Origin of the sequence: Mycobacterium sp. 012931 (genome assembly GCF_000419295.1) — a bacterium.
GTDB lineage: Bacteria > Actinomycetota > Actinomycetes > Mycobacteriales > Mycobacteriaceae > Mycobacterium > Mycobacterium marinum.
On the sequence record NZ_AOPX01000001.1, the window covers coordinates 5,602,377 to 5,623,981 of the forward strand.

Below are 21,605 nucleotides of genomic sequence, written 5' to 3' on the forward strand. Positions count from 1 at the left end.
CCAGAGTTCACGGCCAGTTCACGGCCAGTCCACGGTGGCGGCGTCGAACTGCAACACGACTCGTGTGCCCTGCGGGGTACGGACGGTTTCGACCTGGTTCGCGAGCCCGCTCATCACCGTGAGACCGCGCCCGCGCCGCTGGCTGCGCAGGCTGGCCGACGGGTCTCCGGTCCACCGGCCCTGGTCACTGACGGTGACCGCAATCGCATCCTGATCCAGGAATGCCTCGACGGACACCGTCTTGCCGGCGTCACAGCCGCTGCCGTGCTCGATCGCATTGGTGACCGCCTCGCCCGTCGCGAGCAGGATGGCACCCTTGCGCACGGGTTCGACCCCGATCGCGGTCAGCCACTGCGCCATCCGCCGGCGCGCCACCGGGATCTCGGCCGGGACGGCGGTCAACACGGTGGCGAAGCTGCGCGGACCGGCATGGCTGGGACGCAGCGCCAGCACCACGACATCATCGCGGTAGCCCTCGGCCGGGCACATCCGGTGCAGGAGTTCGGCGCACACCGCCGCCACCGGCATGGCGGAGCAGTCCGCCGCCGCATCCGCCAGCCGGGCAAAGCCGTCGTCGAGAGTCTCCCCCCGCCCGCTCCATCAACCCGTCGGTATAGAAGATGATCAAACTTCCCGCGGGCAGGTCCGCACGCGCGGTGACGTCGGTCGAGTCGGTCCCACGGGTGGCCACCGGCGGACGCCGTCCCGACTTGAGGAAGACCGGGCTGGCATTCGGGGAGACCACCAACGGATACGGATGTCCCGCGCAGATGTAGCTCATGGCGCCGGCACCCGCCGGTGTGGTGTCGATCAGGGCGTAGGCGACCGTGGCGCAGCTGGCGCCGGGAACGGTTGCCGCATATTTGTCCAGCGCTCCCAGAACATCGGCGGGTTCGGCGGTGTTCAGCGCGGAGGCGGCCACGGCGGCACGAAGTCTGCTCATCACGATCGCCGCGGCCAGGCCGTGACCGACGACGTCACCAACGGATATCGCGATCCTGCCCGGATGCGCCAGCGGCGTCACCGAATACCAGTCACCACCCACGCGCATCGCTTCGCCGGCCGGTTGGTACACCGCCGATACCACCGCGCTGGTCGATCCCCGGTCCAGGTCCAGGAGATGCTCCTGGAAGTCGACGGCAATGCGATGTTCGCGGGTCATGACGCGCACCCGATCCAGTGCGATCTGGGTAATCTCGGCGGTCCGGGTGAACATCTCGAGTTCGGACGCGTCGAATTGTCGCGGAGTGGGCCACAGCAGGGTCAGCACCCCGATGACACGTCCGTCGGCGTTGCGCAGCGGTTGGGCGACACAGGCCCGAACAATTTCGGCGGTGTCCTGCACCGCGTGCTGATAGCGCGGGGGCAGGTCCAGCGTGTCGGTGATCAGCATCGGCTCGCCGCGGTGAATGACGTCGGTTCCCACCAGCGGGCTGTCCAGCCTGGCCACGTGGTAGCGATCGCGCAATTCCGCGGGGATTGCGCCGGCATACTCGAACCGGACATAGTCCCCGTCGACAACTCCGATTGCCGCCGCGGCCGCGTCACCCGACGCCAGGCGGTAGTGCAGGACGGCCGCGAGGATTCCGGCCACCGAGTCGGTGGCCTGTAGGGCGGCGTCGAGCTGCATGAGCCTGGCGGCGAGTCCCTGACGGGTGCGCTCGCGGGCAACGGCGGCCAGCCGCGAGGTCACCCGCTCCACCAGCTCCTGGGAACGGAAGGGCTTCAACAGATAATCGTCGGCGCCACCGGCGAAGCCATCGCTGACGGCCTCCGCTCCGGCCCTGGCCGACAACATCCGGACTGGCGTGGCCGCCAGCCCGGATCCGCGCGGATGGCGGCGATGAACTCGAAACCGTCCAGACCGGGCATCATCACATCGGTCACCACCAGGTCGGGGTGCAGGCTGCGGGTTGCGTTGAGCGCGGACTCACCATCGGCGACCAGAACGGTCTCCCAATGCGGCGATAGCACTCGATGCAGATGGGCCCGCATGTCCGCGTTGTCGTCGGCGATCAGCACCAGCTGGCGGGGCTGTTCCGGTGCCGCCTGTACCTGCGCGGGCGATGAGACCAACCACTGGCTGGCCTCCTCCACGTACGGGTTGGTCTCATCAAGCAAGGCGGCCGGCGACTGGTCGGCGGCCGCACCGGTCGGCGACCTCGGCAGCCGGATGGTGACCGCGGTGCCGCGCCCCGGTTCGCTGTCGATGTGCACGGTTCCGCGTTGCAGCTCAACCAGACCGCGTACCAGGGACAGCCCGATCCCGCTGCCCTCGGCACTGCGGTCGCCGGCATTCTCGGCGCGATAGAACCGCTCGAACAGACGCTGCAGGTCGGCTGGCGCAATCCCGGTTCCGGTGTCGCGCACCACGAGTCGGCAGTGCGCGGCCTCGCTGCGCACCTCGACGGCGGTCGATCCTTTCATTGTGTATTTGACCGCGTTGGACAGCAGATTGAGCACGATGGTTTCCCACATGCCCGGATCGACATCGGCCAGCGCTGGCGCGCAGTCGAGTGCAAGGTCGAGCCCGGCGCGGGCGCAGAGTTCGGTGAACGACGACGCGATATGCGACGTCAGCGTGCCCACGTCGGTGCACACCAGCCGCGCGGTTGCGCGACCGGCTTCGATCCGCGAGAACGCCAGCAGCGAGTCGACCATCCGTTGCAAACGCCGCGCATTGCGTCGTGCGGTATCGAGCCGATCGGCCAAGACGGTGTCGCCGCCGGCGTCGGCGAGCGCATCCTCGACCGTACCGAGCAACAGGGTTAGCGGAGTGCGGAACTCGTGGCTGACGTTGGTCAAAAACGCGGTCTTGGCGCGATCGAGCTCCGCTAGCGCATCGGCTCGCTGCCGTTGCCGTTCGTAGGAGACCACCGATGCCAGCGCCGCCGACAGCTGATCGACGAGCAGCTGGCAGAAGCCCCGATACAGCGCATCCAATGGGCGCCGCGGGCTGATGCCGATCACCACCGCCCCGGGGGTCGAGCCCTCACTCAACGGCAACACCAGCGCCTGGGTCGGGCAGTCGTCGGTGAAAACCTCGCAGATGCCGGGAATCACCCGGGCAAGCTCACCGACCACATGCGCCGACTCCCGTGACCGCGAAGCCATGTCCCAGTCCGTCAGCTCGGCCAGCAGCTGGGGCAAGACGGGCAAAACCGACGGTGTGGCTCCCCGCAGCGTGATCCGATGCTGGCCGGCGCCGGCATCGGCACCGTCGGCGGCCACATACACCGCGATGAACGGAGGGTCCGCGGGCTGCGCGGCACACGCGGTGACGGCCGCACCGATCGCGTCGTCGATGGTGTGGGTCTCCAGCACGGCCGACGCCACCGCATTGAGCAGATGCAGACGCCGATCGCTCAACACCCGTTGCGTCGTTTCGATGACCGCGCAGAAGATGGCCGGGACGGCCCCGCCACTGATGATCGGGCTGTAGGTGAAGGTGAAGTAGCGCTCTTGCGGAACGCCTGCCGTCATCAACAGCAGCATCAGATCGGTCGACCAGGTGGCCTTGCCGGTCGCAACGACGCCGGCGAGCATCGGCCCGATCCCCGTCCAAATCTCGGGCCACACCGCCTTCCCGGCACTGCCCAGCGCCGCCGGGTGCTTGTCGCCCAAGATCTGGGCATAGGCGTCGTTGTACATCAGGAACAGGTCGGTCGGGCTCAGCCACAACACGATGGGAAACCGCGAAGTCAGGGTCATCGCCACCGCCGCACGCACTTCGGGTGCCCAGTCCCCGGGCGGGCCCAACCGATGGTGTGCCCAGTCGAACTCGGCGAAGCGGCGCCCCATCTCGCCGCCCAGCGCGATCGCGGCCTGCAGGTCCTCGGGCAACGGTTGCCTATTGGGCGTCCCCGGGGCCGCAGCGTTGGCGCTCATCGTGGCCGCTCGACATCCTCGAGATCGTGCTCACCGGGTTTGCCGGGCCGCAATGCCCCGGCCAGCGTCGGGTAAATCTCGAAGATGCGATCCAGCTCGGTAACTTGGATCGGCGCAAGCACCTGCCCGTGGTCGGCCACCAGCCGCACCGATGTGCCCGCCGCCATCCCCTGTTCATGACACTCCAGCACCGCGTTCAATCCCGCGCTACCGAAGAAGGTCACCGGCTGCAGATCGATGACGACCAGGCGCGCAGGGTGGGTCGCCGCCAATTGCATGGCAGCCGCCAGATGGACGACGAGCTGCTCGACGGTGCTCGAATCGACATCACCCTTGGCCCGCACCACGACGGTGTCCTGGCGAACCTCATGCTCGACCGCCAGCAGGTCCATGGCCTTCACCGCCCGCGAATGTGTCAAACGTTAGGCGGCTGAGACAGGGAGCCCGATCCACCGTCTGCACCGTCCAGGATTAGCTAGAGCCTAACCCGATCCCCACCGCGCGGTCTGCAACCCGCGACGATCAGCTCGCGGACTCGGCGGGAATACGCTCGTGCACCGTTAAGAGCAAGTGGTCGAACTGGCTTTGCACCAACGCCGACACCGGCGGCAAGGACGCGACTTCGGCGACCACTTGTTTGGCCAGCGCACGAAGCTTGGTGTTTGTCTCCTGCGACCGCCACTGCAGCACCCGGAAGGCCTGCTCGGCGCTGACCCGGTAGACGGCCATCAGCACACCTTTGGCTTGCTCGATCGCGGCGCGGTTCTCGAACAGGTCGGGCAGCGCCTCGTCAAGCACCTCCTGACGCGTTTCGTCGAAGGTGTTGGTGAGGTCGATGTAATAGCCGGATGTTCCCTGGACCACGCCGGATTCGTTCACCATGCGGTCAGCCACCACGATTGCGTCGTGCACCACGCCCGCCGTGTCGACAAAGCGATGGCGACTGGAAAACGACTCCCCCGACCGCAACGCATAGTCCAGCAAGTCCTGGACGTGGGCACGATCGTCGGGATGCTTATGCGACAACAACAGTTTCGTCGTCGGCATCACGGCGCCGGGCTCATATCCGTGCATCCTGGCCACCTCGTCGGACCACTCCCAGCGCTGGCCGATGAACCAGAAACGGAAACTGCCGATGCTCAGATGGTTATCGACCGCCCCCGATATCGGGGTGGCAAACGAGGGCGTACCGCGGTCAGGGCGTTCCTCGCCGGTGTGGGCGGTCTGCTGCACGTCTGAAATCATCGCACCCGACCCGCCTGGCAGCCACCACGATCCAAGACGCACCTGCACACCGGCGCCGCACTGCGCTAGCGTGGAGGCCGACCCAATTAACGCACGCGGGAGCGCACACCAACTGCGCTGAGAGGACGGCTGGAGGCCGTCGACCGTAGGAACCTGACCGGATAATGCCGGCGTAGGGAGATGACAGGGAGATGACAATGACCGTTACTGTTGAGCCGTCCATCACGACTGGCCCCATCGCGGGCAGCAGCAAGGCCTATCGCGAGGTGGCCGGCCCCGACGGGGTTACGCTGCGCGTCCCGTTGCGGCGGGTACACCTGTCCACCGGCGCCGACTTCGACTTGTACGACACCTCCGGGCCGTACACGGACCCGAATGCCGTGATCGACCTTGCCGTCGGCCTGCCGGCCCGGCCGGGGCTGGTCCGCGACCGTGGCACCCAGTTGCAGCGCGCCCGCGCCGGCGAAATCACCGCCGAGATGGCCTTCATCGCCGCCCGTGAGGGCATGTCCGCCGAGCTGGTGCGCGACGAGGTGGCCCTCGGCCGTGCGGTGATCCCGGCCAACCACAACCACCCCGAGAGTGAGCCGATGATGATCGGCAAGGCCTTCGCGGTGAAGGTCAACGCGAACATCGGCAACTCCGCGGTGACGTCCTCGATCGCCGAGGAGGTCGACAAGATGGTGTGGGCCACCCGCTGGGGGGCCGACACCATCATGGACCTGTCCACCGGCAAGAACATTCACGAGACGCGGGAATGGATCCTGCGCAACTCGCCGGTGCCGGTTGGCACGGTGCCCATCTATCAGGCGCTGGAGAAGGTCAAGGGCGACCCGACCGAGTTGACCTGGGAGCTCTACCGCGACACCGTGATCGAGCAGTGCGAGCAGGGTGTGGACTACATGACCGTGCACGCCGGGGTGCTGCTGCGCTACGTGCCGCTGACCGCCAAGCGGGTCACCGGAATTGTTTCGCGCGGCGGGTCGATCATGGCGGCGTGGTGCCTGGCGCACCACCGGGAATCGTTCCTGTACACCAACTTCGAGGAACTCTGCGACATTCTCGCGCGCTACGACGTGACCTTCTCGCTTGGTGACGGGCTGCGGCCGGGCTCCATCGCCGACGCCAACGACGCCGCGCAGTTCGCCGAGTTGCGCACCCTGGGCGAGCTGACCAAGATCGCCAAAGCCCATGGGGTGCAGGTGATGATCGAGGGCCCCGGGCACGTTCCGATGCACAAGATCGTCGAGAACGTGCGGCTGGAAGAAGAGCTGTGCGAGGAGGCTCCCTTCTATACGCTGGGCCCGCTGGCCACCGATATCGCCCCGGCATACGACCACATCACGTCGGCGATCGGCGCAGCGATCATCGCGCAGGCCGGCACCGCGATGCTCTGCTACGTCACTCCCAAGGAACACCTCGGACTGCCCGACCGCAAAGACGTCAAGGACGGGGTCATCGCCTACAAGATCGCCGCGCACGCCGGCGACCTGGCCAAGGGCCACCCGCATGCGCAGGAGCGCGACAACGCCTTGTCACAGGCGCGTTTCGAGTTCCGGTGGAACGATCAGTTCGCGCTGTCGCTGGATCCCGACACGGCGCGCGAGTACCACGACGAGACACTGCCGGCCGAGCCCGCTAAGACCGCCCACTTCTGCTCGATGTGCGGGCCGAAGTTCTGCTCCATGCGCATCACCCAGGATGTCCGCGACTACGCGGCCAAGCACGGGCTGGACAGTGAGGAAGCCATTGAGGCGGCCCTGGAAGCGGGGATGGCGGAGAAGTCAGCCGAGTTCGCCGACCACGGCAACCGGGTGTACCTGCCGATCACCCAGTGAGTTGGTTGCCGTTGGCGCCGCCCGGGGCGACGCCGTTGCGTGCGCTAACCATCGCCGGCTCTGATTCCGGTGGCGGTGCCGGCATCCAGGCCGACATGCGGACCATGGCACTGCTGGGCGTCCACGCCTGCGTTGCGGTGACCGCGGTGACCGTGCAGAACACGCTGGGCGTCAAAGGTTTTCACGAAACACCCGAGGACGTGGTGGCCGGCCAGATCACCGCGGTGGTCGAGGATATCGGCATCCAGGCAGCCAAGACGGGGATGCTGGCCTCGCCCCGCATCATCGATGCGGTCGCGGCCACCTGGCGTCAGCTCGAAGTGGCGGTTCCGCTCGTCGTGGACCCGGTCTGCGCATCCATGCACGGCGACGCGCTGTTGGCCGCGTCCGGGCTGGAATCGCTTCGGGAACAACTGTTTCCGCTGGCCACCTTGGTGACACCGAACCTCGATGAGGTGCGCCTGCTGGTCGGCATCGACGTGATCGACACCCAGTCGCAGCACGCGGCCGCGCGGGCCTTGCACGGGCTGGGCCCGCGGTGGGTACTGGTCAAGGGCGGACACCTGCGATCCTCGACGCGCAGTTGCGACCTACTCTATGACGGCACCGACTTCTTCGAGTTCGACGCGCCGCGAGTGGCCACCGGCAACGACCACGGCGGTGGCGACACCCTGGCGGCCGCGACCGCGTGCGCACTGGCACACGGGTTCACCGTGCCCGACGCGGTCAGCTTTGCAAAAAAGTGGGTGACCGAGTGCATTCGCGCCGCCTATCCGCTGGGCCGCGGCCATGGCCCGGTCTCACCCCTGTTCAGGCTGTCATGAACCTCGATCAGATCGCCGGTATCGCACACGAACCCGTGACCGGCCCCGGCCAGCCACCAAACGGCATAGTCATACTCACCCACGGCGCCGGAGGAAACCGGGATTCACTACTGCTGCAACAGGTTTGCGATGCATGGGCACAACGCGGCTGGCTTGCGGTCAGATACAACCTGCCCTACCGGCGCCGGCGCCCCAAGGGGCCGCCATCGGGGTCAGCGGCCACCGACCGGGCCGGCATCGTCGAAGCGATCGAGTTGTGCCGCGGCCTGGCCGAGGGCCCGTTGATCGCCGGCGGGCACTCCTATGGCGGTCGGCAGACATCCATGGTGGTGGCCGCCGCACAGGCCCCGGTGGATGTGCTGACGCTGTTCTCCTACCCCGTCCATCCGCCCGGCAAGCCGGAGCGGGCCCGCACCGAACACCTGCCGGACATCACCGTGCCCACCGTCTTCACCCACGGCACGTCGGATCCGTTCGGCACGCCCGCCGAGGTCCGCGCCGCCGCGGCGCTGATCGCCGCACCTACCGAGGTCGTCGAGATCACCGGCGCGCGACATGACCTGGGTTCGAAGACCCTCGACGTCGCCGGCCTGGCGGTGGCGGCGGCGCTGCGTCTGCTTGGGCCGGCGTAGGGCCAAACAAGGTGAGCTCCATCAGCTCCCGCACACATGCTTGCACGTAGGCGGACTGTCCCGCCGAGTCTTGCGGGTCAACCATCCGGCCCAAGTCGACCACCAACGCCATGGCGGCATGCACCAGGAAGCGCGCCCGCGTCGCCGACAGCGACGGGCGCGCCGAAGTCAGCAGCCGCACCCACGAATCGATGATCGACAGCTGAATATTGTGCAGCAGCATCTGGTCGGCAGGTGTCAGGTTGGCCCGCTCGGTGTAGTAGACGGCCGCCAGTTCCGGGTTGGCGAACGACGTCGCCACATAGGCGTCGATCAGCAGCGTCAAAGCCTGGCGCGGTTCGGTGAGCGCGCCCACGATCGGCGAGAGCTGGCCGGACACCCGATCGGCCGCCCGGCGCAGTCCGGTCGCCAAGATCTCGCACTTTCCGGAGAAATACCGATAGATCCCCGACACCGGCACCCCCGCCGCCGACGCGATCTGCGCCATGCTGGTCTGGGCGTAGCCACGGTCTTTGAACAAGACCATCGAGGCGTGCAGCAACGTTTCATAGACGCTGGCATCCTCGGCGAAGATCCGCCAACTGGCTTTGCGCACCGCGACGTCTCCTGGCTCCGGAAGCTCGGCGCAGACAATCGCCGACGCCGCCTCGCCCAGCAATGCCCGGATCTCGTCGGCCGCCAGCCGCGCCGGATGATCGACAATGCTGCCGATCACGCTCAGCACGCCCGCCGACAGCATCCACCGCTGGGCGGGCCGCAATGACGGACGAATCACCGTGAGCGGCTTTTGGATTCTGCGGTTGACCACCTTGAGCACATCGGCCACCGCGGCCTGATCCTCGGCCCGCAGATACCGGGACTGCCAGCGGTACAAGCCTCCGGACAGGCGGTTGTCCAGCGTCACCTCGATCAGCGACGCGATCAACCGGTCCAGCAGCTGCGCCGGATCGTCGGAGTCATCCAGTTGCGTGCAGTCGACCAGTTGTTGACTCAGCGCCAGCACGGCACCGCGGAACAGCTCGTACTTGCCGGCGTAGTGCCGGTACAGCGCCGGCGCCGAGACGCCGACCTTGGCCGCGATGGTCTCCATGCTCACCGCGTGATAGCCCTGCGCGCTGAACGACTCAGCTGCCGCACGGGCGATCTGCGCCTTGCGGTCCTTGGACCGCCGGCGAATACCGTCTGCGGCCGCGCCGGGCGAGACGCTGGCAGCGGACATCACCTCACCATAACCCGAATCCGTCCCGACCAAACCCTCCAACGACCTATCGCGGTTGCAGAATCTCCATTAACATAAATCCCCACCGGGGGGCCGCAGGCGGTTTCCCGGACCTATCGCCGGAGGGACCAAGCGTGTTGGAGAACGTACGCCGAGTGCTGGCCTACCAGCTCTCCATCGGCCAACTTCTCGGCATTGCACTGGCCTTCGGCACGCCATATCTGCTGGTGGGTGTCATATGGTCAACGACACACGCTGAGCATTTACACCAGATGCACGGAATGGATCTGGTGGTGTCGTTCTTGGGGTCGATCGTGTCGTGGCCGGTTCTGCTGTTCTCGAATGTGTGCATGACATGACCCCAACGGCAGGATCAGGCATTCACATAGAGAGCCGTGGAGAAGCTGTGACTCATCGCCAGTTGTACCTGGGAATCGCCGGCGTTGTAGTGGGGATCATCGGTCTGTTCGCGCTATGGCTGCCGGTCTATCTCGATCACTACGACCTGTATGGCATGAAGGTCAGCTGCGGCCGGGGCTTCACCTCAGACCTCACCCAGGCGACCCAAGGTGGCGGTGGCGCCCTGGTGGATCAGTGCGACAGTGCGTTGTTGTTCCGCCGTGCCTGGGCGATTCCGGCCGTTGCCATTGGATGGCTGCTGGTCACGGCGTTCCTGGTGAGCTGGGTGCACCACGGTCAGCGCGAAGAACAGCTCAGCTGAGCGAGTTGGCGGTGCTGGGGGCTGCCAGCGCCCGGCGGATATCGTCGGAGACCGACGTGAACACCGCCATCAGTTCGCAAATCCCGCCATCGACGCCGCAGTCGACGACCTTGGCGAATACCTGCGCGCCGGCCACATCGAGCACCAGGTCGCAAAACGGCGCGACCTGCAGGCCGGTGCGCACCCGAACCGCGCCGTCGCCGCTGCCGACCACTTCCGCCGGATGCGCGGCGCCGATGATCTTGTTCTCGATGACCGCGATGCCGATCGGCTTGGGCACCACAAGCGGAATTACCTTCCGGTCGATGCTGGGAAGCCGAAGGTTGTTCCTGCCCGCCAGCCCGGTGATGTCGTGCACGGTGATGGGTTCGGTGAGCCCCTTGACCCGCACTTGAGTTGAGCCCGAAGTGTCTGCGATCGCGCAGATCTCGTGATAGGTCGACTCGGAAACCAGCACCTGCCCGCCGACGGTATTCGACTCGATCCGGGCCACCAGATTGACGTTCTTGCCGATCGCCGTGTACTTCTGCCGGCGCGGTGAGCCAATGGTGCCGACCACGGCCTCGCCGGTGTGAACACCGATCCCGATCCCCAGCTCGGGAAGCCCTTGTTCGCGGTGGCTGACGTTGAGCTCGCCCATCGCCAGCTGTAGCTCCAGAGCGGCCGCTACCGCATGCTCCGCCGCTTCGCCGTCCGTGTTGGGCACACCGAAGAAGACGAGCAGACCATCGCCGAGGATTTCGTTGATCGTCCCGTTCCAGCGGATGACGACATCGGTCGCGCGTTCCAGGTATGCGTTGAGCACCTGCAGCGCTCGTTCGGGCGAGAGTATCTCCGACAGTCGGGTGAAACCTCGGATGTCGGCCATCAGCATCGTCAACGTGCGCCGTTCGCTGTTCTGGTGTCCTTCCGGGCACGCCAACAGGTGCGTCTTCACCTCCTCGCTCACATAGCGGCCGAAGATGTTTTCCACCCGGCGATTTTGGTCGGCGAGTTCCAGGGCGCGCTGGCGTGCCGCTTCACCGGCCTGCAGTTCCCGCACAATCGTGACCGCCTTGGAGATCGTGACCCGCAGATCTTCCAAATCCAGCGGTGTCAGCTGAAAGTCGAAGGCGCCGCGCATCATTGCCGCTCGGATGTTTGCCAGGTCATTGCAGGCGGTGAGCACGATGGTCTTCAGCGGGCGCCCGAGTTTGGCGACTTCCGTCAGCAGGTCGAGTCCGTTCATCTGCGGCATGTTGAGATTGGTGACCAGGACCTCGATGTCTGGGCTGTCCCCGACCATCTTGAGCGCCTGAACCGGGTCGTTGGAGAAGCTCAAGTCATATTCGTCGCAGCGCAGCTCAGTGCGAAAGCGGGCCCCGAACAGCGTCTCCACACCGTCGGCATCATCGACCACGAGAAGTCGCACCGGCGGCTGGGGACCCGGTATCGCGGATCGCTCGTCCAGGGGCGCACAGCAGATCGGCGATGCGGCCACCTGCTGCGCCGCGAGGCCTCCAAAACCGTTCACGTGCATCACACGCCCCCTACGGCGACTGGGTTCTCCGCGTGGTCGCAGCAACCCTGGCGGCAACCCTGATTTGGTTGTTGCGCAGAATACGTTCAACCTAGCCCAAATTCCACTCGAAATATTGCTTTTTTATTCCCAGTACGATGAATTCTAATTCCAGCTACGGCGAATTATTACCTGGCCGAAACGCGGCGTATACGCACTGTTCACCGGCCGATCTGGGCGTCGGAAATTCACCAGATAAAGAATTATGAAAATGATTTAAAGGGGTTTACTTGCGCGCTGTTAATCGTAGACTACCGGCCACCCAGTCCGATTCACGATAGACACGAGGTGAATGGAGACAATGGTGAATTTGTTTAGCTTAGACACCGATCTCGCAGCGTGAAAAAGAGAAGTAAAAATGGCAACTACACCAACATCAATGACCATCAAGACCGCAGATAGGGTGACGCCCCGTCACCGCACGAGCGCGGGCGGAACACCGGCGCGAGTGCACCTTTCGGCACCGGCGGAACGCAGCGCGCTCACCAGCCGCCGCCAACCTTCGGCCACCGCCGTGCTGCTGGTGGCATCGTTCGGGGCATTCCTGGCGTTTCTCGACTCCACCATCGTCAACATCGCCTTCCCCGACATCCAGAGATCGTTCCCGTCCTACGACATCAGCAGCCTGTCCTGGATCCTCAACGGCTACACCATCGTCTTCGCGGCCTTCCTGGTCGCGTCGGGTCGGCTGGCCGATGTGCTGGGCCGCAAACGAATGTTCGTGTTCGGAGTGGTGCTCTTCACGATCGCATCCGGGCTGTGCGCCGTCGCCGGTGACGTCGAACAGTTGGTGGGCTTCCGGGTGCTGCAGGGCATCGGCGCGGCGGTGCTGGTACCGGCCTCGCTGGCCCTGGTCGTCGAGGGATTCGATGCCTCGCACCGTGCGCATGCGGTTGGGCTGTGGGGAGCGGCGGCGGCCGTCGCATCCGGCTTGGGCCCGCCGGTCGGCGGGATGCTGGTCGAGGCATCCAGCTGGCGATTGGTGTTTCTGGTCAACATTCCGCTCAGCATCGTCGCGGTGTTGGTGGCCGGTCGTGTGCTCACCGAAAGTCGCGCGTCGGGACGACGGCGAGTACCCGACTTGCGGGGTGCGATGCTGCTCGGTGTCGCCCTGGGCCTGATGACCCTCGGATTGGTCAAGGGCCCCGAGTGGGGCTAGATCAGCACCGCAACCATCGGGTCGTTTGTGGCCAGCTCCGTCGCCCTGGTCGCATTCGTCGCGAGTTCGCGGTCTCATCCCACACCGCTGATCGACCCGGCATTCCTGCGAGTCCGCTCGTTTGTGGCAGGCAACCTACTGACCCTGGTCGCGGCGGCCGGCTTCTACTGCTACGTCCTGACCCACGTGCTCTACCTCAATTATGTATGGCACTACTCGCTGCTCAAGGCGGGTTTCGCGATCGCACCGGCGGCGCTGATCGCCGCGGTGGTCGCGGCCGTGCTGGGGCGCATCGCCGACCAGCGCGGCCACCGGCTGGTCGTCATGGCCGGCGCGATCATCTGGGCCGGCAGCCTGGTGTGGTACCTGCAACGGGTCGGGACCGAACCCAATTTTCTGCGGGAATGGCTGCCGGGCCAGCTGTTGCAGGGGATCGGAGTCGGCACGACCCTGCCGGTGCTGGGCAGTGCCGCGTTGGCAGGTCTGACCAAGGGAGGCAGCTACGCCACGGCGTCGGCTGTGGTCAGCACCACCCGCCAGCTCGGTGCCGTGATAGGCGTGGCGCTGCTGGTCATCCTGATCGGCAAACCGGCTCCTGGCACCGGCGTCGACGCGCTGCGACACGGTTGGGTGCTGGCGGCGGCGTGCTTCGCCGCGGTGGCGGTCTTGGCCGGTTTTCTGGGCCGCACCCAACAGGGCGCCGACGTCGCCGGTGCGCCCGAGTCCGGCGTCGCCCGTGCGCCGGCCCGGCCGCAGCCGGTTACCCCACGGCCCGCCGCCGCGCCAGCGCGGCTGCCTCAGACCACGGCCGACGGCGACCTCCTCAGGCAATTGCCGCTATTTGCCGGACTGCCCGCGGCCACCATGGCCGAACTCAGGCACCACACCGATGAGATTGAGCTGCAAGCGGGTTCGTACCTGTTTCACGAGGCCGACCCGTCCGATGCTCTTTACGTGGTGCGCAGTGGCCGCCTGCGGGTGGTGCAGCGCGACTTGGTGCTTCGCGAACTGGGCCGTAGCGAAGTCGTCGGCGAACTCGGGCTGCTCATCGATGCGCCGCGCTCGGCGTCGGTTCAGGCGATGCGTGACTCCGTGCTGATACGGCTGAGCAAGGCGCAGTTCAATCGGATTGCCGACCGGGGCGTATTGGCGGCACTGGTCGGCACGCTGGCCACTCGGCTGCACACCGCACCACCACCCACCGTTGGCCGCCCGGCGTCGCCGGAAGCGGTCATCGCGGTAATCGGTCTCGGCGCCGCGGTGCCGGTACGACCCGTGGCCCTGGCGCTGCTCAATGCGCTTTCAGCGCGGGTCACCGCGGTCGATCCCGGTCGGGTCGACCGCGCCGGCCTGGAGCGCGCGGAAGCCTCCGCGGACAAGGTGGTGCTGCATGCCAGTGCCAATGACAGCGGCTGGCGCGACTTCTGCTTGCGCGCAGCGGATCGAATCGTGCTGGTGTCGGAGGGGCCGGCGCCGCGGGACACGCAGCTGCCCGCGCGTGCCGTGGGCGCCGACCTGGTTTTGATCGGTGCCCCCGCCAGCCAGGAGGATCGCAGCCGATGGGAAGAGCTGATCTCACCGCGCTCGGTCCATTCGGTCAGCTACCGCAGCCTCAAGGACGACGTGCGCCCGCTCGCCGCACGCATCACCGGCGGCTCTGTCGGACTGGTGCTCGGCGGCGGCGGCGCGCGGGCCTTCGCCCACCTAGGTGTTCTCGACGAACTGGAGGCCGCCGGAATCGTCGTCGACCGCTTCGCCGGCACCAGCATGGGGGCGGTGATCGCCGCGCTGGCCGCCAGTGGCCTCGACGCGGCCGGAGTGGACGCGCACGTATTCGAATACCTGGTGCGGCACAACCCACTCGGCGACTACACGCTGCCGAGCAAGGGGTTGGTTCGTGGCCGGCGCACGATGGCCCTGCTGCGCGAAGCCTATTCGGGACGGATGGTCGAGGAGCTGCCCAAGGAATTCCGTTGCGTCAGTGTCGATTTGCTCGCCCGGCAGGCCGTCGTGCACCGGCGTGGGCCGGTCGCCGAGGTGGTCGGGTGTTCCCTGCGGGTGCCGGGACTCTACCCACCCCAGATCTACAACGGCCAGCTACACGTGGACGGCGGAGTGCTCAACAACCTGCCGGTCACGGCGCTCACCCGCGCCGAAGGCCCGATGATCGCGGTGAGCGTGGGGTTTGGCGGAAACCCGTCCGGTGGCCAGCCCCGACGCAGCGGCCCGATACAGGTGCCCGGCATTGGCGACACCCTGATGCGCACGATGATGATGGGCAGCCGCACGGTGGCCGACGCCGCACAAGCGGAGGCTCTGGTCGTCATCCGGCCGGACACCCGTGCGGTTGGACTGCTGGAATTCCACCAGATCGACGCCGCCCGCGAGGCCGGGCGCGCCGCGGCCCGTGCGGCACTGCCACAGATCATTCCGTTGCTGCGATCGGGGCCGGCCGGTCAGACCACCGGCCGCGCCATTGACCGCAGCGCCCGCGCGCTCCGCACCGATGCGCGGCGGCCGGCCTGATGTCGTCCCCGTTGATCGCGCGCCGAAGCGTTATCCCGGATACCGGGAGTAGCACGCCTCCATGTCGCCACTGACTCCGGCACGGAACGCGGCGATCCGGGTGAACCCGGCCGGCACGCTGATTCCGTCGGCATCACTGGCGACCATGCGGTTGGTAAGCAGCCCTGAAACCGCTTCGTCGAGGTCCCCGACGGTGAGGACGAGTTGCTGCCCGGACGGCAACTCGATGGGCTCGGCCATCTCGCGGTGCACGACTCCGGTCAGGCACGCGGTCCGCAGCGCAGTCCACGGGCTCTGCATCGGCAGATCACGTTGATGCTGCACTGACAGCGCGTATCGCGACATCACGATGGACAGTGCGGTGTCGTCGCCTTGCGGCAGGCTGTGCTGTTTGGAGTCGGCGACCTTGCCGATCGCGGCCAGGGCGGGCAGGTCGACCGTAATGGTGTTGGTAGCCGGGCAATAGGACGCCGGTGGGCTGGGTTTCGCGTCCGGACAACCGGCCTGCTGATAGGACAACGTCGGCGGATCCGTCGGCGAGAAGATCTTGCCCAGCAGCTCCATCAGCGTGGTCAAGGTGTCCTGATTGATCGGTACCTCACCGGTCTCCGGGTTCCCGCTGCTGTCCACCCGCAAGCCGGTCGGCAGATCTCCGCGGCGTCGCACGATCTCCGACTCGTTGATCGCCGCACAGGCGGGGGTGCCGCTGAGAAAGCCCATCTGAAACGCGCTGACCCGGTCCAGCGCCGACCCATGCTCGTCGTCGTTTTGCTCATCGGTATCCATCACCGGGTCCCGCGTCGTGATGATCCCGGCGAGCACGTGGTCAAGCCCGTCCGCGGTGCTCAACCGGAACCGGGGCGACTTACCTTCGGCCACCCAGTACAGATAGACGCCCGCGAAGCAGTCCGCCTGCTGCTCACGGACGATGGTGGGGTCGCGCCTGGTGACCAGCTTGGCCATCACCTGCAGGGCATGCCCAAACTCATGCGCCAGCACGCCAGTCACCGAGATCTCACCGAAATACTCCTGCGCCACCGGCATGAAGACGCCGCGGTCCCAGGCGATCATGTTGCAGCGGGAGGTGAAGAAGGCGTTGACCAGCTCGTAGGTGTCGTTGTGGCAGACAATCGGGCTGTTGGGGTCGTTGGAGTCGTAGGACACCAGTTTGCTGACCGGCCTGAACGTGCCCTGCAGGGGCTCGTAGTTGGTTTTCCAGTAGTCCTGGATGTCGTTGACCGACAGTAGCGAGAGCTTGTCGATCGGGCCGTTGTTGGTATTGATCACCGTGCCGGTAGGCGGGGGTCCATCCGGCCGAGGGCCGCTAGGCCCGTTGGTCGCGGGTAGACCCCCGACCCGGAACGGATCGTTGAGGATCGACAGCGCACGTCCGTCGACGATCGTGGTACAGCCAGCCACCACCAACAGTGCTGTCAGGAAGGCCGTGGCCGCCCACAGCGAGGCGATCAGCCCGCTGTGGCGCGACCGACGCACACCAAGCCATTTCCGCCCGCGATTATCCATTCGACCAACCCCGTCCCACACTGGTCTGCACGGCAGCAACAAAGGAAATTATCCTAGTTCGGTTGCCCTGCGGTTACCGTCGGAATGCGCCGACGAGCGATGTCGGCCATCATCACGACACTCGCGCGCGGTGGCGCTTGTCGTGCGGGGTGACGCCGTTGACACCCCTGATGGACTCCGCATACGCCCCCACCGCGAACGCCACTCCCGAGCCCATGACCTCCAATGCCTGTCTGTTGATGTTGTCGATGGTGTCGCCGACGCTCAGATACTCGGGATCGAACGCGACACCGGCCTGTCCACCCCAAAGCCTGGCCTGCACAGTAGTTTTCGTCTGCGAGGCGCCGGTGGTCATGCCCCCGATCGGCACCCCCGCCACCAGAAACGGGTGGTAGTCGGACCTGATACTCAGCGGCATGTCCGCTGGGCGCTTTCCCGCCAGGTTCAAATACCCGGCCAACGTCCGCTCAATGGCCGCTGAGCCTTCCGGCACATCTGCCGATCTCACGCCGGTCCCGGGCAGACCGGACTGATCACCGTCATCGGTGAAATAGCCGGCGTTGGGGGATCCAAGCATGTCGAAGTTCAAATACAACGCGATGCTGTTGAGCTGTTCGCTATCCATTCCGAAGACGTAGTCCATGGCGCCATTGATCCCGTCCCCCCAGAAAGCGAACCGCACCGCATTGGTCACCGGCGGCAGCGGACCCAACTGCAACGCCGTTTCCAGCACAGCGGCCACCCCGGAACCCGCGGAGTTGATCCCCGGACTTCCCGGCGGGCTGTCCAGGCGCGCGCCGACCATGACCACCTCATCCGGCGTGCCGGTTTTGGTTTGTGCCAGCACATTCCGGGACTTGATCTGGATGTTCTCGGTATCGAGCACCAGCCGGATCGGCGCGTTGGTGCGGGCCAGGGCTGCGGCGCCGCTGACGCCGACCACCGCGACCGGCACCTTGAGTTGGTTGTAGTAACCGGGACCGAACAGGTTGGCCGAGCTTCCCCGATCCGGTGCCGCACTGATCACGATCAGCCCGGCAGCGCCCTTGGCCACCGCACTGTTGTGCTTATCGACCACCGAACACCCCGTATCGTCGACCACGGCGATCGCGTTGTCGGGCAGCGCTGGCGGGTAGTCGGCCACGGCGCAACCGTCTGACCGGCTGGGCCGGACCGGCGGTCCGGCCAGCCCGCCCGGTGGCGTCTGGACCAGCAGCGAGGCCTGGTCCACCGAATAGCTGCGGCCGGCGACCGTCAGTGTCGGTTTCCCCTCCGACACGGTGTACAACCGTTGGAATTCCGGGGTGGTTACCTCAAATCCTTTGGCCTTTAACGCTTTCACCACGTAGTCGAGGCTTGCGTCGTAACCCGGTGTCCCCGTTGCCCGATTTCCGCCGTTTGAGTCGGCGACTGTCTGCAGCGCCCGCAGATGCGCAAACATGCCGTCGCCGGTGACCTTTGCCGCCAGGTCACGACTGAGGTCCGGCGCCGCGGTCGGGGGTAGTGATTTAGGCGCCGCGCATCCCGCCAACGCACAAGCCAGTACCAGTGTCGCGCCGAAACGCTGCACCGTTGCCCGGATCATGGTTTGGCGAGCACGTGGCGGGTACGGTCCCCGATGACTGGAACGCCGTTTCGGCCGGTCAGGTCTTGCGCGTACAAACCCACGGCGTAGGCCACGCCGCCTCCCTGGATGCCCAGCGACGTGCGGTCGATGTGGTCGATGGTGTCGGATTTCTGGTGATAGTTGGGATCGAAGGGCTCATCGGCGGTGCCGCCCCACAGCTTTGCCTGTTCCTCGGTCATTTTGACCTCAGCACCGGAAAACAGGCCGCCCGACGGGATCCCCGCCAAGGTGAATCCGTCGTAGTCGGAACGACCGTCAAACGAGGTGTCCTGCGCGATCTTGCCGGACAACCTGAGATAGGAGACCAGAGTGCGCTCGATTCCCGCCGAACCTTCGGGCACCACCGGCTGGCCGCGCTCATCCAGCGGTAGCGACTGATCACCGTCATAGGTGAAATATCCGGGATTGGGCGAGGCCAGCATGTCGAAGTTCAGATACAGCGCAATGTTCTTGAGCTCATCGAGGTCCAGGGACTGGACGTAGTTGCGCGATCCAATCAGGCCCAGCTCCTCGGCGCCCCAGAACGCAACGCGAACAGCGTTGTGCACGTGTGGCGAATTACCCAGCTGTACCGCGGTTTCCAATACCGCAGCCACGCCCGAACCGTTGTCGTTGATGCCTGGCCCCTGCGGCACGCTGTCCAGATGCGCACCCGCCATCACGGCATCGCTGGTAGACCCCGTCTTGGTCTGAGCAATGACGTTGCGGGCCTTGAAGCTCTGACTGCTCGCCGTGAGCTTGATCGTCGCGGGCCCGGACTTGCCGCGCAGCTGCAGCCCCACCGACTTGGTGACACTCACTACCGGGATCTTGACGTCGGTGTTCACCCCCAAGGTGCCGCCCATCATCTGCTCGTCGACATTGTCGGCGATGATCAGTGCAACGGCGCCGCGCTGCGCGGCGGCGTCTTCTTTCTGAGCGAACTGACACTCGCCGCGGTCCACCAGTACCACCGCGCCTTTGACCGGCAGGTTGTCGTAGTCGGAGGGAGTGCAACCCGGGCTGTCATCCGACGGCGCGAGCAGCAACGGCCCGGTTACCCCGTCCGGCGGGGTGCCGAGACTGTACTCCAGCGCGTGCGCCTCCACAGTCATCCCGCCGACGTCCACCGATCCCTTTTCGGAATGGAACACCCGGGCCGAAAACTCGGGCGTCTGCACGTCAAAACCACTGTTGCGCAGGATGTTGACCACATAGTCGACACTGGCCTCATAGCCAGGCGTGCCCACCGCCCGCGTGCCGTTGTTCGCGTCGGCGATCTCCTGCAACTTGGCCAGGTGCCCCATCATGGCCTCGGTGGTCACCCGATTGCGTAACGCCTCGGCGAACTCGGCTGCGGCGGGGTTGCTGATAGCAGGCTGCGGTTGTGTCTGCGTCTGCGTCTGCGTCTGCGTCTGCGTCTGCGTCTGCGTCGACCAGCGAACGCAACCCACCACAAGGAAAGCAACAACAGCCACGGCAACCATCGCCGGCATGGTCCGTGATTTTTTCACCATCGCGCCCAGATTAGACCGCATCGGATGCGCTTCGCCGCTTGACCGGCCGCCGGACCGGGGCGTGAACCCTTCCCTATTGCGAAAGCCGCACCCGCACAAGCGGATACGGCTTTCGTGGCGTACCAAATCAAATCAGACGAACAGCGCGTTGAACGGCGCAACCGGTATGTTGCGCACCACGAACCAGACCAGCACCAGCGACAACGTCACTGGTGCTGCCCAGCGACTGCGTTGCCAACCGCCTATTCGCCGGCCAACCAAACGACCGTACGTCCAAACCAGGTAGGCCCACACCAAGAGCGCTGTGGCCGCCAGACCAAGCGCGTTGAATCTGGCTGCGGCCAACAGATCGCCGTGCATCAGGCTGTACAGCATTCTCAGGCTGCCGCAGCCCGGGCAGTCAATTCCCAGTAGTGCCTTGGTGGGACACACCGGTAGTGGGCCGTGCGGAGTGGTTGGATCCCCCACCCAGATGGCGGCGCACACCAATGTCGTGGACGCCGCCACCGACAGCGGCGCGCCCAGACTCAGCCGGACCGCCCCTTGGTGGGTCACCATGAACTCAACCCTGCTTAGAACATCCCCGCCGCGAGCATCGCAGCGTTCGACGTCCCCGCGTTCAGCGCGCCCACGGCCATCAGGATGCCGTAGATGACGAACACGATGATCCCGGCGATCGCCGACCACATGGTGAACTTCTTGGCAGAGTCAGCAGCCGCTTGGGCCTCCGCGTAACGCCCTTGCGCCCACAAGCCACTCACCTGCGTGGACTTGACGATCGCAACGATCCCGAGGGGAAGACAGCAGAACAACGTCACCAGAATGGACCAGACCAAATAGTTGTCGGGTTGCTGCCCGGCAGGCGGCTGCTGCGGCGGGTATCCGGGCGGTGGTGGCTGTGTCATGGATTCTCCAGATCAAGAGAAGTTAGCTGACGTAAAGCGGTGCCTACCATACCGGAGTGACCGTCTCGATGGCAGCAACTACGAGCAAATTGTGCGGCCACGCATCTGCGGTCCAAGCACCCATGCACTCGTCGAAATTTTCGGCCCCGCTTGGCCGCCGCGCCGGAGCCTGAACCAGGCCCGTTCGGCCGAGCCTCGACGCCGGTTTCGCCGCCCCGGAGTATCCACTAAATAGACTGCTCCCCTTGTTATTTCAGCGAGACATCAGCTCGCGCCGGGGCTCGCCTGGAGGTACCTCGAAACAGTCGCGAATACGAGCGCGTGCACCGCGTATCACTATCGATTCCAAGACAGACAATTGCTATCGGAACATGTTGCATGGTCACATCGTCATGCCGCCAATTGCCGGAAAGGGTCTGTTTTCCCATGTGCAACACAAATAA

17 protein-coding genes, 1 pseudogene and 1 riboswitch are annotated in these 21,605 nt (G+C 65.8%); of the genes and pseudogenes, 6 read left to right on the forward strand and 12 right to left on the reverse strand.

The features are described 5' to 3' along the window. Positions 1 to 18: 18 nt before the first annotated feature. The 5 genes from MMSP_RS29155 to MMSP_RS24570 form a co-directional block, all read right to left on the reverse strand. The gene (locus tag MMSP_RS29155) at positions 19 to 513 is read right to left on the reverse strand and encodes an ATP-binding protein (RefSeq protein ID WP_235065835.1); all 495 of its coding nucleotides are present in this window, start codon (positions 511 to 513) and stop codon (positions 19 to 21) included. Then, complete coding sequence (locus MMSP_RS29160) at positions 461 to 1,798, reverse strand: GAF domain-containing SpoIIE family protein phosphatase (protein WP_232022749.1); 1,338 nt, start codon at positions 1,796 to 1,798, stop codon at positions 461 to 463. Before MMSP_RS29160 ends, MMSP_RS29155 begins: the two co-directional genes overlap by 53 nt. Next, positions 1,726 to 3,888 (reverse strand): hybrid sensor histidine kinase/response regulator, encoded by a 2,163-nt coding sequence (locus MMSP_RS29165; protein WP_020788772.1) that lies wholly within the window; start codon positions 3,886 to 3,888, stop codon positions 1,726 to 1,728. Before MMSP_RS29165 ends, MMSP_RS29160 begins: the two co-directional genes overlap by 73 nt. Continuing rightward, the gene (locus MMSP_RS24565; RefSeq protein ID WP_015354407.1) at positions 3,885 to 4,280 is read right to left on the reverse strand and encodes an STAS domain-containing protein; all 396 of its coding nucleotides are present in this window, start codon (positions 4,278 to 4,280) and stop codon (positions 3,885 to 3,887) included. Before MMSP_RS24565 ends, MMSP_RS29165 begins: the two co-directional genes overlap by 4 nt. A gap of 130 nt (positions 4,281 to 4,410) precedes the next feature. After that, a complete protein-coding gene (locus MMSP_RS24570; RefSeq protein ID WP_020788773.1) occupies positions 4,411 to 5,133 on the reverse strand; it encodes a PAS and ANTAR domain-containing protein in 723 nt (240 codons plus the stop codon). Positions 5,134 to 5,218: 85 nt separating this feature from the next. Then, positions 5,219 to 5,330: riboswitch (TPP riboswitch) on the forward strand. On the opposite strand from MMSP_RS24570, the gene thiC reads away from it, so the two are divergent. From thiC to MMSP_RS24585, 3 genes are read left to right on the forward strand one after another with little or no spacing between them, the layout of a single operon-like run. Next, the gene (gene thiC / locus MMSP_RS24575; RefSeq protein WP_036427530.1) at positions 5,331 to 6,971 is read left to right on the forward strand and encodes a phosphomethylpyrimidine synthase ThiC; all 1,641 of its coding nucleotides are present in this window, start codon (positions 5,331 to 5,333) and stop codon (positions 6,969 to 6,971) included. Continuing rightward, positions 6,968 to 7,795: a bifunctional hydroxymethylpyrimidine kinase/phosphomethylpyrimidine kinase gene (thiD, locus tag MMSP_RS24580; protein ID WP_012392683.1), complete on the forward strand. Its 828-nt coding sequence runs from the start codon at positions 6,968 to 6,970 to the stop codon at positions 7,793 to 7,795. Before thiC ends, thiD begins: the two co-directional genes overlap by 4 nt. Beyond that, on the forward strand, positions 7,792 to 8,427 hold the full coding sequence (locus MMSP_RS24585; protein ID WP_012392682.1) for an alpha/beta family hydrolase: 636 nt from the start codon (positions 7,792 to 7,794) through the stop codon (positions 8,425 to 8,427). Before thiD ends, MMSP_RS24585 begins: the two co-directional genes overlap by 4 nt. On the opposite strand, the gene MMSP_RS24590 is transcribed toward MMSP_RS24585, so the two are convergent. Next, a complete protein-coding gene (locus MMSP_RS24590) occupies positions 8,336 to 9,646 on the reverse strand; it encodes a TetR/AcrR family transcriptional regulator (protein ID WP_020788777.1) in 1,311 nt (436 codons plus the stop codon). The two genes, MMSP_RS24585 and MMSP_RS24590, sit on opposite strands and share 92 nt — an antisense overlap. Before the next feature lie 134 nt (positions 9,647 to 9,780). Between MMSP_RS24590 and MMSP_RS24595 the strand changes: the two genes are divergently transcribed. Then, the gene (locus MMSP_RS24595) at positions 9,781 to 10,005 is read left to right on the forward strand and encodes a membrane protein (protein ID WP_012392680.1); all 225 of its coding nucleotides are present in this window, start codon (positions 9,781 to 9,783) and stop codon (positions 10,003 to 10,005) included. A 47-nt stretch (positions 10,006 to 10,052) separates the two neighbouring features. Then, entirely contained in the window at positions 10,053 to 10,367 is a 315-nt protein-coding gene (locus MMSP_RS24600; RefSeq protein ID WP_011741342.1) for a hypothetical protein, read from the forward strand. Here the strand turns inward: MMSP_RS24600 and MMSP_RS24605 are convergent. Next, positions 10,360 to 11,886: an adenylate/guanylate cyclase domain-containing response regulator gene (locus MMSP_RS24605; RefSeq protein WP_036426949.1), complete on the reverse strand. Its 1,527-nt coding sequence runs from the start codon at positions 11,884 to 11,886 to the stop codon at positions 10,360 to 10,362. The two genes, MMSP_RS24600 and MMSP_RS24605, sit on opposite strands and share 8 nt — an antisense overlap. A 487-nt stretch (positions 11,887 to 12,373) precedes the next feature. Here MMSP_RS24605 and MMSP_RS24610 point away from each other — a divergent pair. Then, positions 12,374 to 15,610: pseudogene (locus tag MMSP_RS24610) on the forward strand (DHA2 family efflux MFS transporter permease subunit). A 30-nt stretch (positions 15,611 to 15,640) separates the two neighbouring features. On the opposite strand, the gene MMSP_RS24615 reads toward MMSP_RS24610, so the two are convergent. The 5 genes from MMSP_RS24615 to MMSP_RS24635 all read right to left on the reverse strand — a co-directional run bounded on the left by MMSP_RS24615 (position 15,641) and on the right by MMSP_RS24635 (position 21,162). Then, positions 15,641 to 17,134 (reverse strand): peptidase, encoded by a 1,494-nt coding sequence (locus tag MMSP_RS24615; RefSeq protein ID WP_036426950.1) that lies wholly within the window; start codon positions 17,132 to 17,134, stop codon positions 15,641 to 15,643. Between the two features lie 112 nt (positions 17,135 to 17,246). Beyond that, positions 17,247 to 18,719, reverse strand: coding sequence for a M28 family peptidase (locus tag MMSP_RS24620; protein ID WP_020788782.1), 1,473 nt, complete (start codon positions 18,717 to 18,719; stop codon positions 17,247 to 17,249). Then, the gene (locus MMSP_RS24625; protein ID WP_036426951.1) at positions 18,716 to 20,257 is read right to left on the reverse strand and encodes a M28 family metallopeptidase; all 1,542 of its coding nucleotides are present in this window, start codon (positions 20,255 to 20,257) and stop codon (positions 18,716 to 18,718) included. Before MMSP_RS24625 ends, MMSP_RS24620 begins: the two co-directional genes overlap by 4 nt. Positions 20,258 to 20,389: 132 nt before the next feature. Then, positions 20,390 to 20,815 (reverse strand): DUF2752 domain-containing protein, encoded by a 426-nt coding sequence (locus tag MMSP_RS24630; protein ID WP_020788784.1) that lies wholly within the window; start codon positions 20,813 to 20,815, stop codon positions 20,390 to 20,392. A 14-nt stretch (positions 20,816 to 20,829) separates the two neighbouring features. Then, a complete protein-coding gene (locus MMSP_RS24635; protein ID WP_012392672.1) occupies positions 20,830 to 21,162 on the reverse strand; it encodes a CD225/dispanin family protein in 333 nt (110 codons plus the stop codon). Positions 21,163 to 21,605 lie beyond the last annotated feature (443 nt).